General features: G+C 61.2%; 12 protein-coding genes. 6 read left to right on the plus strand and 6 right to left on the minus strand.

All coding sequences use genetic code 11. The features are described 5' to 3' along the window. Window positions 1-172 precede the first annotated feature (172 nt). Together purD and JNB88_RS19005 are read left to right on the plus strand one after the other, a co-directional pair. On the plus strand, window positions 173-1444 hold the full coding sequence (purD, locus tag JNB88_RS19000; RefSeq protein ID WP_220356814.1) for a phosphoribosylamine--glycine ligase: 1272 nt from the start codon (window positions 173-175) through the stop codon (window positions 1442-1444). Window positions 1445-1547: 103 nt separating this feature from the next. Next, window positions 1548-2012, plus strand: coding sequence for a plant virulence effector HPE1-like domain-containing protein (locus tag JNB88_RS19005; protein WP_220356815.1), 465 nt, complete (start codon window positions 1548-1550; stop codon window positions 2010-2012). 106 nt (window positions 2013-2118) lie between these two features. On the opposite strand, the gene JNB88_RS19010 is transcribed toward JNB88_RS19005, so the two are convergent. After that, window positions 2119-2343 (minus strand): hypothetical protein, encoded by a 225-nt coding sequence (locus tag JNB88_RS19010; RefSeq protein WP_037135638.1) that lies wholly within the window; start codon window positions 2341-2343, stop codon window positions 2119-2121. Window positions 2344-2443: 100 nt separating this feature from the next. Then, window positions 2444-3970, minus strand: a complete 1527-nt coding sequence (locus JNB88_RS19015) for a winged helix-turn-helix domain-containing protein (RefSeq protein WP_220356816.1) — start codon at window positions 3968-3970, stop codon at window positions 2444-2446. 398 nt (window positions 3971-4368) lie between these two features. Between JNB88_RS19015 and JNB88_RS19020 the strand changes: the two genes are divergently transcribed. Further along, window positions 4369-6186, plus strand: a complete 1818-nt coding sequence (locus JNB88_RS19020; protein WP_220356817.1) for a methyl-accepting chemotaxis protein — start codon at window positions 4369-4371, stop codon at window positions 6184-6186. Window positions 6187-6495: 309 nt separating this feature from the next. Here the strand turns inward: JNB88_RS19020 and JNB88_RS19025 are convergent, their stop codons facing one another. Then, complete coding sequence (locus tag JNB88_RS19025) at window positions 6496-7002, minus strand: 2-thiouracil desulfurase family protein (protein ID WP_220356818.1); 507 nt, start codon at window positions 7000-7002, stop codon at window positions 6496-6498. A 96-nt stretch (window positions 7003-7098) separates the two neighbouring features. On the opposite strand from JNB88_RS19025, the gene JNB88_RS19030 reads away from it, so the two are divergent. Beyond that, the gene (locus tag JNB88_RS19030; RefSeq protein WP_220356819.1) at window positions 7099-7539 is read left to right on the plus strand and encodes a YqaA family protein; all 441 of its coding nucleotides are present in this window, start codon (window positions 7099-7101) and stop codon (window positions 7537-7539) included. A 113-nt stretch (window positions 7540-7652) separates the two neighbouring features. Here JNB88_RS19030 and glyS read toward each other — a convergent pair whose 3' ends face one another. The 3 genes from glyS to JNB88_RS19045 all read right to left on the minus strand — a co-directional run bounded on the left by glyS (window position 7653) and on the right by JNB88_RS19045 (window position 11000). Continuing rightward, on the minus strand, window positions 7653-9824 hold the full coding sequence (gene glyS, locus JNB88_RS19035; protein WP_220356820.1) for a glycine--tRNA ligase subunit beta: 2172 nt from the start codon (window positions 9822-9824) through the stop codon (window positions 7653-7655). A 250-nt stretch (window positions 9825-10074) separates the two neighbouring features. Next, window positions 10075-10395 carry a hypothetical protein gene (locus JNB88_RS19040; protein ID WP_220356821.1) on the minus strand — a complete coding sequence of 107 codons (321 nt, stop codon included), beginning with the start codon at window positions 10393-10395 and terminating at the stop codon, window positions 10075-10077. A gap of 104 nt (window positions 10396-10499) precedes the next feature. Next, a complete protein-coding gene (locus JNB88_RS19045; protein ID WP_220356822.1) occupies window positions 10500-11000 on the minus strand; it encodes an Lrp/AsnC family transcriptional regulator in 501 nt (166 codons plus the stop codon). An 89-nt stretch (window positions 11001-11089) separates the two neighbouring features. On the opposite strand from JNB88_RS19045, the gene JNB88_RS19050 reads away from it, so the two are divergent. Together JNB88_RS19050 and JNB88_RS19055 are read left to right on the plus strand one after the other, a co-directional pair. Continuing rightward, on the plus strand, window positions 11090-12262 hold the full coding sequence (locus JNB88_RS19050; RefSeq protein WP_220356823.1) for an MFS transporter: 1173 nt from the start codon (window positions 11090-11092) through the stop codon (window positions 12260-12262). Window positions 12263-12640: 378 nt separating this feature from the next. Then, entirely contained in the window at window positions 12641-14950 is a 2310-nt protein-coding gene (locus JNB88_RS19055; RefSeq protein ID WP_220356824.1) for a Tex family protein, read from the plus strand. The last annotated feature ends 114 nt before the right edge of the window (window positions 14951-15064 follow it).

The raw sequence follows: 15064 nt of genomic DNA on the forward strand, positions 1-15064 counted from the left end.
GTGGTGGCGGCGGCTGGTAAGGCTTCTTGCTCAAGCATTCTCGCTTGACCCCGGGCGAGCATTCTCGCTTGACCCCGGGCGAGCATTCTCGCTTGACCCCGGGCGAGCATTCTCGCTTGACCTTTCGGCGCTCTCCCCTTAACCGCCAGACGGAAACGCGAAAGGGACGGGCATGAAGGTTCTGTTGATCGGATCGGGCGGACGCGAACACGCATTGGCCTGGAAGCTGGCGCAATCGCCTCTCATGACGGAATTCTACGCCGCACCCGGCAATCCGGGCATTGCCGAGCACGCGACCCTAGTCGCCGTCAATGTCGACGATCATGACGCCGTGATTGCTTTCTGCAAGGACAAGGCGATAGACTTCGTCGTCGTCGGCCCGGAAGCGCCGCTCGTCGCTGGTATCGCTGACAAGCTGCGCGCCGCAGGCTTTGCGGTCTTCGGCCCGTCGGCTGCTGCTGCCCAGCTCGAGGGCTCCAAGGGTTTCACCAAGGATATCTGCGCCCGTTACGACATTCCGACAGGCGCCTACCAGCGCTTCAACAACGCCCCGAAGGCGAAGGCCTACATCCACCAGCAGGGCGCCCCGATCGTCGTCAAGGCCGATGGTCTTGCCGCCGGCAAGGGTGTGACTGTCGCCATGACCGTTGATGAGGCGCTTGCAGCCGTCGACGATTGCTTCGAGGGTGCCTTCGGAGCTGCCGGCGCCGAAGTCGTTATCGAAGCCTATCTCGATGGTGAGGAAGCGAGCTTCTTCTGCCTCTGCGACGGCAAGCATGTCCTGCCGCTCGCAACCGCCCAGGATCACAAGCGGGTAGGCGAGGGCGATACTGGTCCGAACACCGGCGGCATGGGCGCATATTCGCCGGCGCCTGTCATGACTACTGAGATGGTCGAGCGCACGATGAAGGAAATCATCGAGTCGACCATGCGCGGCATGGCCGACAGCGGCTATCCCTTCTCCGGCGTCTTCTTCGCCGGCCTGATGATAACCGCCAAAGGCCCCGAGCTTATCGAATACAATGTCCGCTTTGGCGATCCCGAGTGCCAGGTGCTGATGATGCGTCTGAAGAGCGATCTTCTGCCGCTTCTCCACGCCACCGCCACCGGGACGCTCGATCAGGTGTCCGCCGAATGGACGGATGATCCGGCCCTGACGGTCGTGATGGCATCGAAGGGCTATCCGGGCTCCTACGACAAGAACACCCCGATCCGCCACATCCCGGAAGCGGGCGAGGGCGCCAAGGTGTTTCACGCCGGCACAGCCCTCAAGGACGGAGCGCTGGTCGCAACCGGTGGCCGGGTCCTTAACGTCACGGCCACGGGCAAGACGGTCGGCGAGGCGCAGACGCGTGCCTACGCATTGCTCGACAAGGTCGATTGGGACAACGGCTTCTGCCGCCGCGACATCGGCTGGCGCGCCATTGAACGCGAAAAAGCGTGAGCAAACCCGAAATCGGGGCAGTTCTCTAAATTTTTACCCTTTCCCCTGACGGGATGGAAACAAAGCTCCGCTAGTCTCTTCTCAACGTGAGACGGAGTGTTCCATGCGTCAGGTCATCTTGGGTGCGATAGCTGTGTTTGCGGCAGGCTCTGCCTTGGCCTCCTCGATCGAGGTGGTCGGAAAGGACATGCGCGCCAACGGTGGGAGCATTAGCCAGGAAAGCTGCCAGAGCTGCCCGCCGCTTGAATCCGTCGAGCGCAAGAAGGACTACACCGTCCCGACCTTGGCACCTGGCTCGCTGCAATCCTCTGAGATTCGCGACGTCAACGGCGAGAAAAAGCTCTATCGTACCGAAGGCTGGATGGGCGGCTCGCCCGTCGTCTTCGTAACCAAGGCTCCGGCCGAGCCAATGACAGCTGCCACCCAGCCGGCAGACAATATCGACCGCGCCTCGACGACCGCTGCCGTCATCGGTGGCGACGTCAAGCCGATCGCGGCGGGCGTGTCCGGGGTGCCAACGGAACAAACGGCCCCGCTGGACGTTTCCAAGTTTGAGCTTCGGCCCTGATTTCCAGTTCCCTGCCCCAGCCTGACCAAAGTTTCGGTCGACCGGGGTCCACCCTCGCGGTGGATAAAATGCGTCCCTGAGAGAAGCAGGGACGCATTTTTCGTCTCTAGCGGGCTTTGCCGACAGGTGTGTTCCCGAAGGTTGGCGCAAGCACGCGCGCCAGCGCTTGCAATCCGCTCGAAACATTCAACCAACGCCGATGCGGCGTGCCTTGCGTGTCAGCCATGGCCGGTGCTTCGCCCTCGACAACCGTCGGTTCTTGCTCCGGCTCTGGCGGAGGGGAGTAGATGCGTCCCTGATCGAGGGAAAGGATGGTCAGCGTCGTTATCATGTCCGTCTCCCAATTGCGTGTTGCAGTTGGAGACAGTCTTTGCCGATTGGCGCCTTCCGGTCCTGAATCGTCCGGGGAAAAGTTCCGAAACGATCCGAAATCAGCGCTCAGGGACGCCAGCCAATCTCAATCCTTCGAGAATGCCTGCAATACGGTCCGGATATTTGCCCGGTTGGCCGGCGCGGATGCGCTCGACGGTGATATCGGGCGTCAGCCGCTTCAGCCCGGCCAGGTGACGATGGGCATCTTCCATGTGGCCAAGGTGCGCGTTCGCCGCGATCAGCATCCACAGCGTCGGCTCGAAATTCGGGTTGCTGGCGAGCGCTCTCGAAGCCCAGGCAAGGGCCTGGTCGTACTCTCCGAGAACCACATGGGCGTGGGCTATGCCGCAAAGCGATAGATGCGCGCCTCGATCACCCGGGGTCAGGCGATTGGCCCTGTGGTAATGGTTGAGTGCGTCTTCAACATTGCCGCAGTGCAGATGCCCGAGGCCTGCCCTGACAACGGCCAGCGGATTGTTGGGATTGGATTCCGCGGCCGCCTGCAGGACGGCGAGACCCCAATCGTAGTCCTTCACCGTCTGCATCAGAGCGACGCCGCAATGGGCCATGACCATGGCGTCGCCAGCACCATGTTCCAGCGCGCGCCGCGCCAACGCTGCGCACGCTTGCACATCGTCGTCGGTGAGCGCCGGCCAACCCATCGTGTAGCGATGCTCAAGCGCCCATGTTGCATGGGCAAGCAGCTGCGCATTGTCGGGCTCGACCGCAAGCCCCTGCATGAGAAGGGCGTAGGCCGCCGCATTGTCGCTTTCGATCTCGGTCGAGATCTTCGCTAGTGCCTGCAGGTAGATGTCGTAGGTAGCCACGCTTCCGGGCCGCTCTCGCCGTGATCGTTCGATCTCGGCGGATTGGATCAACGGTTCGATCAGCGTTGCGACGCGGTCGGTGATGCGATCCTGAAAATCGAATACCTCATCCAGAGCGCCATCGAATGTCTGCGCCCACATATGCGTTCCGCTTTGACCTTCGACGAGTTCGGCGACGATGCGGAGTCGATTGCCCGCTTGCCGGATGCTGCCCTCAAGCACGTATCGAACGCCGAGTTTGGCAGCGATCTTTCGCACGTCGATTCCCCTGTAGGCAAAGGAACAGTCCCGGGCGACCACGGCAAAGCTCCGGAATCGGCTGAGCGCAGCAATAATCTCGTCCACGATTCCATCGGCAAAATAGTCCTGCCGTGGGTCGCCGCTGAGATTGTTGAAGGGTAGAACGGCAAGGGCCGGCCGCAATTCGGGCGGCGAAGCTACTCTTGTCTCCGCATTCGTCCCGATGAAACGGTATCCGACACGCGGCACCGTCGCGATCCATTCCTGCCCGTCAGGCGCCGGGCCAAGCGCCTTTCTAAGCGCCGCCACCTGAACAGTCAGGTTGCTCTCTTCGACCGCAATTCCGGGCCAGACACGCTCCATCAACGCGTCCTTGGAAACGATGCTCCCGCGGGCTTCAAGTAGTGCTTCAAGAAGAGCGATGCCCCTCTGGCCGAGCGCGATCGCCCGCTTGTTCCGCAGCAGGCCGCGGCCGGGGTCGAGAACGAATTCACCGAAGGCATGCGGAGCCTCTGCCATGCAGGCAATATAGCTCAAGCAGCAGAACCGGAAAACCGGGCAGCGTGCTTTGTGACAGTGCTTCAACTTGGGCGCGCGGGTGAATCAGCCTCTCTGGCGGCTGCAGGAAAGTATTGATTATGCCTGATAGTCCTTCGGATCGGACGAACTTCAATTGATCCTGACTCTAACGATAAGGGGACACACCCTTCTGTTTGTTTTTGTTTGAAAACTTTCCGATTTCATCATCATGGGAAGATGTAGGGCCTGGTTAAGTATTCCTTAGAATAAACTGACCATTTTTAGCGCCGACCGGTAGCCGCATGTCAATTTCGCAGCAGTAGGAGGGGCCAATCAGCCCTCGTGTACGCGGTAGGAAACCGCACCGGATACCCAACCGAGCTCTGTTGCGAGGCACAATGAAGAATTTGAAGATTTCCAGACAGCTTTCGCTGCTGGTCGCGGGACTGATGGTGGCGTTTTGTATCGCCTCCTACCTGCAGATCAGCGCATCGACCACCGCCATTTACAACGAGCGCTACGACATGCTGCGCACCCAGGCGGAGTCGGGCATCTCGCTGCTGCAGCAGTATTATGACCGCGAGAAGTCCGGTGAACTCACCCACGAGCAGGCCCAGGCGCAGGCGTTCAAGGCCCTCGGTAGCCTGCGTTTCGAACCGGATGGCTATTTCATCGGCTACGACAACGACGTGGTACTGAGAGTTCACTACGATACCTCAAAGCTGAACAAGAGCAGCAAGGGTGTGCCGGATAGCCAGGGCAAGATGTACCGTGACGAAATCGTCAAGGTCGGCAAGTCAGGCGGCGGCATCGTTGATTTCTACGGTCCAAAGCCCGGCCAACCGGCCGACGTACTGGTTCGCAAGGTCGTCTACGCCAAGGGTTTCGAACCCTGGCAGATGGCGATCGCCACAGGCGTCTATCTCGACGATCTCGATGCACAAGTCCGGGCGACGATCTGGAAGGCGATTTCGGCCGGTATCGTCGTGCTGCTCCTAGGCACCGCCGCTGCCGTCTACGTCGTTCGCAGCATCTCCACGCCGCTGACCCGCATTCACGATGCATTGCGGTCTGTGGCCGATGAGGACGTCACGGTCACCATCCCGCACACCGACATGAACAACGAAGTCGGCATGATGGCCAGGGCCACGCAGTCGCTTCAGCAGAAGGTCAAGGAACGCCACGCCATGTCCGAGCGCGAGGCCGCGCAGCAGATGGCTCTCGACGGCGAACGCGAAAACAGCCAGCGCATGCAGCGCGAGGAAGCCAGCGCCCAGACCCACGTCGTCTCGACCATCGGCCAGGCGCTCGAGCAGATCGCCCGCGGCGACCTGACGGTCCGTTGCGCCGATCTCGGCCAGAAATACGCCGCACTTCGCGACAACTTCAACGATGCCCTGTCGCACCTCGAAGCCGCGATGGCAAAGGTCAGCGCCAAGGGTGGTGATATCGCCGTCAGCAAGGAAGAGATCCGTCGCGCCTCCAACGATCTGTCGCAGCGCACCGAGCGGCAGGCCGCGAGCCTTGAGGAAACCTCTGCCGCACTCGACGAACTCACCGTCGCCGTCCGCCAGACTGCCGAAGGTGCGCATGAAGCGAGCAAGCGCGTCGAAGCCGTCAGCGGCGAAGCGAGCCGCAGCGATGCGGTCGTCTCCGAAGCGATCGAGGCGATGAGCGGCATCGAGAAGTCGTCGTCCGAGATCGGCAAGATCATCGGCGTCATCGACGACATCGCCTTCCAGACAAACCTCCTGGCGCTGAACGCCGGTGTCGAAGCTGCGCGTGCCGGCGAATCCGGCAAGGGCTTCGCGGTCGTTGCTCAGGAAGTCCGTGAGCTGGCACAGCGTTCGGCCGCAGCCGCCAAGGAGATCAAGGATCAGATCGCCCGCTCGTCCGGTCAGGTCGATCAGGGCGTTCGCCTGGTCGGCGAAGCCGGCGAGGCTTTGAAGCGCATCTCCGACCAGATCAAGGCGGCCAACGCGATCGTTGCCAAGATCGCGCATAGCGCCTCCGAACAGGACACCACGCTGCGCTCGATCTCGTCCTCGATGAACCAGCTCGACGCCGCTACCCAGCAGAACGCCGCGATGGCCGAGGAGACGACTGCGTCGGCCGAGTCGCTCGCCAGCGACACGGACGAACTCCTCAGCCTCATCCGCGGCTTCCGCGTCGGCGGCGGCAACAATTATGCGGCGCAGGTTCGTCGCGCCGCCTGAGGTCAGGCGTCAGATATGAAAACGGCCGCCGGAGCGATCCGGCGGCTGTCAGCCTTTTGACAAAGCCTTACCGCTTGTTGGGATGAATGCCCTATCCAGCGTCACCCCGGTCGACGAGCCGGGGTCCAGGGCGCGCAAGTCCTTGCGTGCAAAAGGCTCTTTCGCACCGCAGACGCGGTGCAGCTGGATGCCGGCTCAAGGCCGGCATGACGGAAAAACGATCGTTCCGCGAGAAAGAACACGTTGTCAGCAGTCTGACGGCCGTCGGAGCAATCCGGCGGCCGTTTTGCGTCGATGGTGCAGGCCTGGTCAGGTGTTCGTTTCTGCCTCGTCGGCGGCGAGCCGCGTGACGAGCGCTTCGATATCGCGATCGGAGTAGATGGCAATGCCGGCCCGCTTCAGGAGCGCAGCGGTCACACCGTTGCCGGTGTGCTTTTGTCCTGAGAACGTGCCGTCATAAACAAAACCCGAGCCACAGGAAGGGCTGCCGTCTATCAGTAGCGCATAGCGGCAGCCGGTCTGGGTGGCGAGCACCAGGGCGTTCTCGGCGGCCTGCCTGAACTCGTTAGTTACATCGCCACCAGTGCTCTCGACGACGCGGGCGTTGCCGGCAAGCACATCCTCGCCCGTCGCCCCACCCACGATTTCGGCCGGTGGGCGCGGCACCGGCATTCCGGCTGACATCTCGGGACAGATGGTCACCAGCCTGCCTTCCTCAATCCACTGCGCGATTGCCGGATGGGCAAGCGGCTTCGATTGGCCGTCGTAGCGAACGGCATGGCCCATGAGACAGGCACTGACCAGAATCTTTTCCATGGCTTTGGCATAGCCCCAAGGACGTGATAGTTCCAGTCCGCCATCAAGAGTGAGGAAGGGGAAAAGGGTGCAGCGAAGCATTGGCGCGGACAGGCCATGACTGATCTCGCTGTCTATGCCAGCCTTTTCCTCGTGGCCTTCGCGGCAGCGACGATCTTCCCGATGCAGTCAGAAGCCGGTCTTGTCGCTCTCATCGCGATGAAACAGTACCCGGTGCTCGCGCTGATCGCCGTGGCGACAACAGGCAATGTTCTCGGCTCTATCGTCAACTGGCTGCTCGGCGTCGGTATCGAACGCTTTCGTCACAAGCGCTGGTTTCCAGTCAGTCAGCCTGCCCTCGACAAGGCGCAGGGCTGGTATCGCCGCTATGGCAAGTGGTCGCTGCTTCTGAGCTGGATGCCTGTTGTCGGCGATCCCATCACCATCGTTGCCGGCGTGCTGCGCGAACCGTTTCCGATGTTCCTGCTGCTCGTGACCATCGCCAAGACCGTGCGCTACGGTGTCCTCGCAGCCGCTACCCTCGGGGTGATGAGCTGACGCGTACAGAATTCCATCCTTGAATCAGAATCTGAACAAGGAGGAAATTCTGTAAATGACGCCAAGTGTTAGGGCGCCATCCGCATCTCAAATCTGACGCCGGAACTTTTGACTCAGCCCGAGATCTTCGAGAAGTCGGCGACGGTGCCGGTTGCCTCGCGGATCAGACGCAGCAGGGCCAGACGATTGGCGCGGATGGCCGCGTCCTCGTCATTAACAAGCACGTCCTCAAAGAAACGGTCGACCGGCGCGCGCAGCTTGGAAAGCGCCTCCATGGCCGAGCGGAAGTCTTCCTTCGCAACGGCAGCGGAAGCCTCGGCCGAAGCCTTGGTGATTGCCGCGTAGAGTTCCTTTTCGGCATCGAGCTTCAACAAAGCGTCAGAAACGCCGTCGGCGACAACAGTGCCCTTCTTCTCTTCAGCCGCGAGCAGCTGCGTCGCACGCTTGGTGCCGGCCAAAAGGTTCTTGCCGTCTTCCGAGGTGATGAAGGCCGTCAGTGCCTCGACGCGACGGGCCACCATCAACAGATCGTCCGTCTCGGGCGTCAGTACGGAATCGATGAGATCGTAGCGGGCGCCCTGATCGCGGAGGTAGACCTTCAGGCGATCGTGGAAGAAGGAGAGGAGGTCGAGGGCACGTGAGGCATCGGCGGTTTCGGCACCGAGATCGCTGTCGATCCGCGCCATGTGCGAGACAACAGGCGTCAGCAGCGGAATCCGGACCTTGCGCTCGAGCAGGATGCGGATGACGCCGAGGGCTGCGCGGCGAAGCGCGAAGGGGTCCTTCGAGCCGGTCGGCTTCTCGTCGATGGCCCAGAAGCCGGCCAGCGTGTCGAGCTTGTCGGCAAGCGCGACCGTGATCGCGACCTTGTCCTCCGGAACACGGTCGTTCGGCCCCATCGGCTTCCAGTGATCCTCGATCGCAGCGGCGACGGACGCATCTTCACCCTGGAGCGCCGCATAGCGACGGCCCATCAGGCCCTGCAGTTCCGGAAACTCGCCGACGGCTTCGGTGCGAAGGTCGGCCTTGGCAAGCACGGCCGCGCGGTCGACGAGCTTGTAATCAGCGCCGATCTGCATGGCGAGCTTGGCGGCCAGCGCACGGATGCGCTCCACGCGCGCGCCCTGTGTGCCGAGCTTGGCGTGGAAGGTCACGTTCAACGCGTCGAGCTTGGCCATGCGCTGGTCGAGCGGCTTCTTCAGGTCGAGGTCGAATTTCCTTGCCGAGGCTTCCAGCGTTTCGAGATCCGGCAGGCTGCCCTGGTCGCGCTTCCAGAAGTGCAGGGCGTCGGAAAGGCGCGCGCGCACGACCTTGCCGTTGCCGTGAACGATCTCCTTGCCGCCGTCGCTCGCCTGGATGTTCGAGACGAGGATGAACTTGTTGGAGAGCGTGTCGCCGCCCACCGGGCGCGTCACGAAACACTTCTGGTTCGTCTTGATGGTCAGGCGGATGATGTCTGAAGGGATCGAGAGATAGTCTTCCTCGAAGCTTCCCATCAGCACCTGCGGCCATTCGACGAGGCCGGAGACCTCTTCCAGCAGGCCTTCGTCCTCGACGAGTTCGAGGCCGCTTGCAAAGGCGATGTCGCGGGCGTCGTGCAGGATGATGTCCTTGCGGCGATCCGCATCGAGGATGACCTTCGCCTTCTCAAGGTTGGCGACGTAGTCGTCGAAGCGCTTGACGGTAATGGCGCCGGGCGCATGGAAGCGATGGCCGTAGGTCACGTTCGAGGCAACGATGCCATCGATCGCAAACGGGATGACGGCGGTTTCCTCATGCTCGGTTCCAAAGGTGCAGACGATCGACTGCAGCGGGCGAACCCAGCGCAGCGAACCCGGCTGTGCGGAGGCAGCACCCCAGCGCATCGGCTTCGGCCACGGGAAATCGCGGATGATGCCGGGCATCACATCGCTGATGATCTCCTCAGCGGCGCGGCCAGGCTTGGAGATGACGGCGATGTAGAAATCGCCCTTCTTCGGATCGCTCTGGACCTGTGCCTCCGAAATGGAGGAAAGACCGGCGCCGCGCAGGAAGCCTTCGATCGCCTTCTCGTTGGCGTCGGTGCGCGGGCCCTTCTTCTCTTCACGGACGTCGGCGGAGCGCGCCGTCAGGCCGCGGATGTCGAGCGTCAGCCGGCGCGGCGTCCAGTATTCGCGCGCACCCTCGTAGGAAAGTCCTGCCTCGACCAGCGCATCGGTCACGAGCTTCTTCAGGTCGCCGGCAGCCTTGCGCTGCAGGCGGGCCGGGATCTCTTCGGAGCGGAGTTCTAGGAGCAGATCTGGCATGTCACTTTCCTTGCCTTCCCCGGGGAAGGCGCCACAAAGGCGGGGCTAAAAACGGTCGCCTCTGCTAGCAAAGAATGCCGCATCTGCACAACCGCAAAAACGGATGACGGCGGCGGGGAGGGGATTTTGGTGGGCAGCGTGCCGTGCCGCGGCCTTTGGGGGTGGACATAGGCTCTTACCTCGCGGTCGAATGTCGATGTCGGCTATCGGCCCGAAGCGGCCATAGCCTTAGGGTCGTACAACGGCATTCCTATAGGTCCAACCTCAAAGGATCCAAGGATTGTATAAATGCGTACGGAAGCTGCCCAATTTCAACAACGTCGAAACTCTCAATGCCTGCGGGTGTGACGCGGAAATCGTATGTCTCAAAAGAGCCGTTGAAAACTTCGACTTCCATCGGCGGATCATCCCAGATTATGCGCACTGTGGGAAAGACCCCCTCTAGAATCTCGGACGGTGACACGAAGTTTGCGCTTCCATAGCTTACAAGGGATGCGACAGCAGACTTTGTAACTATGTCGATACGCTCTGATAAATGCTCAACGGCTTCCAAAACTTTCTCCCACTTCATGCCAAATCGCGCGCTCCGAGTGTGCCTATTAACATGCTGTCTAAGTCGCGGAACGAATGACTGCAATTGGCGCAGAGTTGTCTAAGTCCTCCGGCAATTCGTTGCTATTCTGGCAATGGCCCTCTCTCAAGGAATGTCGAAAGTGCAATGTAACTGCGTACGGATCGGACGCCTTCGAGACTCTGGATTTCCATCAGGAAATTCTCCAGCGACTCCGTATCGTTTGCCCGCACCTTCACAAGAACACATCCATCGCCGGCGACGGTGTGTATTTCCTCGACCTCGGGTCTGTCAGCGAACCTCAACAACGCACGCGTAGCATTGTAGCTGCTCGTGTCGATGACGAGGAATGTCAGCAACGTGCGGCCAAGCTTACATCCATCGAGCCTCGCGACGGTGCCCTTGATAACCCCATCGCGTTTAAGACGCTTCACCCGGTCGTGCACTGCGGGTGCCGAGAGGTTCACAATCGTGCTGAGTTCCGAATAGCTGCGCGTCGCGTCCTTAGCGAGTGCGCCTAATATCTTTCGGTCCGTGGCATCGAGGTCGGCCGGATTATGTCGCGCGAGCCGAACAGCATCTGTTTCTGTCTTTGACGTAGGCATTTTCTATTTACACCCGAATTTCATATCCAATATCAGCACTATTGCCGAACGCTGTTCGGATATCAATATTGCAATAGATGGAGTTGTGAATGCCCCTCGCTCTTTTTGCCCTAGCGATAGGCGCATTTGGTATCGGACTTACCGAATTCGTCGTGGCTGGCATCCTCCCTCAAATCGCCAACGATTTCGCCATCGACATCCCGACGGCGGGTCTTATGGCGACGACCTACGCCTTGGGCGTTTTCGTCGGCGCACCGATTCTGACAATTCTGGGAGCTTGCGTTCCGCGGAAGACGATGCTGATCGGCCTAGCCGTGATCTTCACCGTCGGGAATGTCATCACCGCTATCGCTCCAACGTTGCCGATTGCCCTTGCCGGACGAGTTCTGACGGCGTTCAATCATGGTACCTTCTTCGGCATTGGCTCCATCATCGCTGCATCGGTTGTCGCAAAGGATCGCCAGGCCAGTGCCATTGCCTTCATGTTTTCCGGATTGACGGTGGCGAACCTCTTGGGAGTGCCCCTTGGCACCTGGCTTGCACAGGTCTTCGGCTGGCGGTTGGTGTTCTGGATTGTCGCCGTGATCGGGCTCGTCACCATACTGAGTATTGCTCTCTTAGTGCCCAGGATTGAGGCGGGGAAGGCCATTCCAATCAAGGCAGAGCTCCGCGCCTTCGTCGATCCTCAGGTCCTGCTTGCCATGGGCATCACGATCTTCGGCCCAGCGGCCTTCTTCACCTCGATCACCTACATCGCTCCTATGATGGTGAATAACGCAGACTTTTCCGATAAAGGCATAGCATGGTTGATGGTGCTGTTTGGTCTGGGACTGGCCGGCGGCAACTGGCTTGGTGGTCGCTTTGCAGACAGATCGCTCTTCGGAACCTTGTTCGTGACGCTCGCGGCGCAGGCTGTGGTGCTGATCGTATTCTGGATCGGCGTAGAAAACGCCGTCGTCGCCTCGGTGTCGGTATTCCTGATGGCAGCCTTCGGCTTTGCGACGGTCTCGCCTATTCAAAAGCTGGTGATGGATCGTGCGAGCACCGCTGGCGCACCCACGCTGGCGGCGTCCGTAAACATCGGCATGTTCAACCTCGGAAACGCGATTGGCGCATGGGCTGGAGGAGCGGCCATCGCGGCAGGTTTTGGTCTGGCTTCCCCAAACTGGGCAGGGGCAATCCTATCAATTGTCGCTCTAGGGTTGGCAATACTGGCGTGGGCAAGTGCTGGTCGAGAAACTTCAGCGGTACCGGCAGAATGACGCTCTACTTTCCGTAACAAGCAGCAATGGAAGCCGGGCGCTTCCGCCTTCCATTGCGGTGCCGACACTCAGAGTACATCCGCTTTTGGCGCAAAGCGGTCAACCGCCGGCGTCGGCAATCGGCCCTAAGTGCGTATTCCGGACGACACCGGCTGGGTGGACCAGAGGGGATGAAGGCAAATAATCCCCGCCGATAGCTCTGGTGGCATGCTGTATTTTCGGAGCTGGCGCAGGCCGGAAAAGGCCAACACAGAGGGCGCAATGTTCCTGCGCCCAACGCGATCCCGACTACTTCCGCTGTGGAAACGCCACTAGGGCATTGCCTTGCCGCTTTTCGCCGCTATGGTCCCGCAACTTTCGTGAAACGCAGGAACTCTCATGGCCGCTGATATCCGTTCGCTCTCCGCAGTCATCTCTTCCGAAATCAACGCCCGGCCGGATCAGGCAAAGGCCGCGATCGAGTTGCTCGACGAGGGGGCGACCGTGCCCTTCATCGCCCGCTACCGCAAGGAAGTGACCGGTGGGCTTGATGATACGCAGTTGCGTAATCTGGCGGAGCGGCTGGTCTATCTGCGTGAACTGGAAGCGCGCCGCGATACGATCGTCGAGTCCATCAACGGCCAGGGCAAGATGACCGACGAGCTGATGGCGAAGATCGGCAAGGCCGGCACCAAGGCGGAGCTTGAGGATCTTTATCTCCCCTACAAGCCGAAGCGCCGCACCCGTGCCGAAATCGCCCGCGAGCGTGGCCTCGGTCCGTTGGCCGAAGCAATCCTCGGTGACCGCTCGAAGGAGCCCGCGGTCCTTGCGGAAGGGTTCATCACGTCAGATGTGCCTGATGTGAAGACGGCGCTCGAAGGCGCGCGAGACATCGTCGCGGAAGGCATCTCTGAGAATGCCGATCTGCTCGGCAAACTGCGCGCCCACATGCGCAGCGCTGCGTTGCTGAAGGCGAAGGTCGTCGACGGCAAGCAGGCGGCAGGTGAAAAGTTCTCCGACTATTTCGATCATTCCGAGCGCTGGGCGACGGCACCGGGCCACCGCGCGCTCGCCATGCTGCGCGGCTGGAACGAGGAAGTGCTGACGCTTGTTATCGAGGCCGATGCCGAGACCGCATCGCCGAACAAGCCGGTCGAGCGCATGATCGCCGCCGCCTACGAGATCGGCAGCAGTCGCCCCGGTGACCGCTGGCTGATGGAGGTCGCGAGCTGGACCTGGCGCGTCAAGCTCTCCATGTCGCTGTCGCTCGACCTGATGCGCGAGCTGCGCGAACGCGCCGAGGAGGAGGCGATCCACGTCTTCGCCCGCAATCTCAAGGACCTGCTGCTGGCCGCACCTGCCGGTTCGCGCGCCACGATGGGCCTCGATCCGGGTATCCGCACCGGCGTCAAGGTTGCCGTCACCGACGCAACAGGCAAGGTGGTGGCGACATCGACCGTCTATCCCTTCCAGCCGAGAAACGATGTGCGCGGCGCGCAGCTCGAACTTGCCTCGCTGATCCGCAAGCACAATGTCGAACTGATTTCGATCGGCAACGGCACCGGCAGCCGCGAGACGGAAAAGCTGGTGGCCGACATGCTCGCCGATCTGCCGGCGCCGAAGCCGACCAAGGTCATCGTCTCGGAAGCAGGCGCCTCTGTCTATTCCGCATCAGAGACTGCGGCTCTCGAATTCCCCAACCTCGACGTGTCGCTGCGCGGCGCCGTCTCCATCGCTCGTCGTCTGCAGGACCCGCTTGCGGAACTCGTCAAGATCGAGCCGAAGTCGATCGGTGTCGGCCAGTACCAGCACGATGTCGACCAGCAGAAGCTGTCGCGTTCGCTGGATGCGGTCGTCGAAGACGCGGTGAACGCCGTGGGTGTCGACCTCAACACCGCGTCGGCGCCGCTGTTGTCACGTGTTTCGGGCCTGGGCTCCTCGATTGCCGAGGCGATCGTCCGGCATCGCGACAGCGAAGGCCGGTTCGAAACACGTCGCGATCTCCTGAAGGTTGCCCGTCTTGGCCAGCGCACCTTCGAACAGTGCGCCGGCTTCCTGCGCATCCGGGACGGCAAGGAGCCCCTCGATGCCTCTTCCGTACACCCGGAAGCCTATGGCGTTGCCAAGAAGATCGTGGCTGCCTGCGGCCGCGACCTGCGCTCCCTCATGGGCGACAGTGCAACGCTGAAGGCGCTTGATCCCCGCAAGTTCATCGATGAGCAGTTCGGCCTACCCACGGTGAAGGACATTCTGGCTGAGCTGGAGAAGCCCGGCCGTGACCCGCGTCCGAGCTTCAAGACTGCAACGTTCGCCGAAGGCGTTCACGAGATCTCCGACCTCAAGCCGGGCATGACGCTGGAAGGTACGGTGACCAACGTCGCGGCCTTCGGCGCTTTCGTCGATATCGGCGTTCATCAGGACGGCTTGGTGCATGTGTCTCAGCTTGCCGACCGCTTCGTCAAAGACCCTCACGAAGTTGTGAAGGCTGGCGACGTCGTAAAGGTTCGCGTCGTGGAGGTTGATGCCAAGCGCAAGCGCATCGGTTTGTCGATGCGGAAGGACGATGGCTCGCAGGCTCCCGCTCCACGTGGCGAGTCACGCGGAAACCAGCCTGTTCGCGGCCAGAACGATCGTCGCTCGGCCCCTCCAAAGCAGGAGAGCCAAGGTGCCTTTGGCGCCGCGTTGGCCGAGGCGATGAAGCGAAAATAAGCGCTTAGCAATCACCTTTGCAAAAATGTCACACTTCGGCGATCATGTTGCCGAGGTGCGAAATACGGCGCTTGTAAGGCGGATGAGAGATACTAAGTTGATCGGACTATCCTG

Source organism: Rhizobium cauense (assembly GCF_019511525.1).
Classification (GTDB): Bacteria; Pseudomonadota; Alphaproteobacteria; order Rhizobiales; family Rhizobiaceae; genus Rhizobium; species Rhizobium cauense.

Bases quoted from the DNA above. Each gene is read 5' to 3' on its own strand.
- purD (WP_220356814.1), top strand. From the start codon at position 173: ATGAAGGTTCTGTTGATCGGATCGGGCGGACGCGAACACGCATTGGCC.
- JNB88_RS19005 (WP_220356815.1), top strand. From the start codon at position 1,548: ATGCGTCAGGTCATCTTGGGTGCGATAGCTGTGTTTGCGGCAGGCTCT.
- JNB88_RS19010 (WP_037135638.1), bottom strand. From the start codon at position 2,343: ATGATAACGACGCTGACCATCCTTTCCCTCGATCAGGGACGCATCTAC.
- JNB88_RS19015 (WP_220356816.1), bottom strand. From the start codon at position 3,970: ATGGCAGAGGCTCCGCATGCCTTCGGTGAATTCGTTCTCGACCCCGGC.
- JNB88_RS19020 (WP_220356817.1), top strand. From the start codon at position 4,369: ATGAAGAATTTGAAGATTTCCAGACAGCTTTCGCTGCTGGTCGCGGGA.
- JNB88_RS19025 (WP_220356818.1), bottom strand. From the start codon at position 7,002: ATGGAAAAGATTCTGGTCAGTGCCTGTCTCATGGGCCATGCCGTTCGC.
- JNB88_RS19030 (WP_220356819.1), top strand. From the start codon at position 7,099: ATGACTGATCTCGCTGTCTATGCCAGCCTTTTCCTCGTGGCCTTCGCG.
- glyS (WP_220356820.1), bottom strand. From the start codon at position 9,824: ATGCCAGATCTGCTCCTAGAACTCCGCTCCGAAGAGATCCCGGCCCGC.
- JNB88_RS19040 (WP_220356821.1), bottom strand. From the start codon at position 10,395: ATGAAGTGGGAGAAAGTTTTGGAAGCCGTTGAGCATTTATCAGAGCGT.
- JNB88_RS19045 (WP_220356822.1), bottom strand. From the start codon at position 11,000: ATGCCTACGTCAAAGACAGAAACAGATGCTGTTCGGCTCGCGCGACAT.
- JNB88_RS19050 (WP_220356823.1), top strand. From the start codon at position 11,090: ATGCCCCTCGCTCTTTTTGCCCTAGCGATAGGCGCATTTGGTATCGGA.
- JNB88_RS19055 (WP_220356824.1), top strand. From the start codon at position 12,641: ATGGCCGCTGATATCCGTTCGCTCTCCGCAGTCATCTCTTCCGAAATC.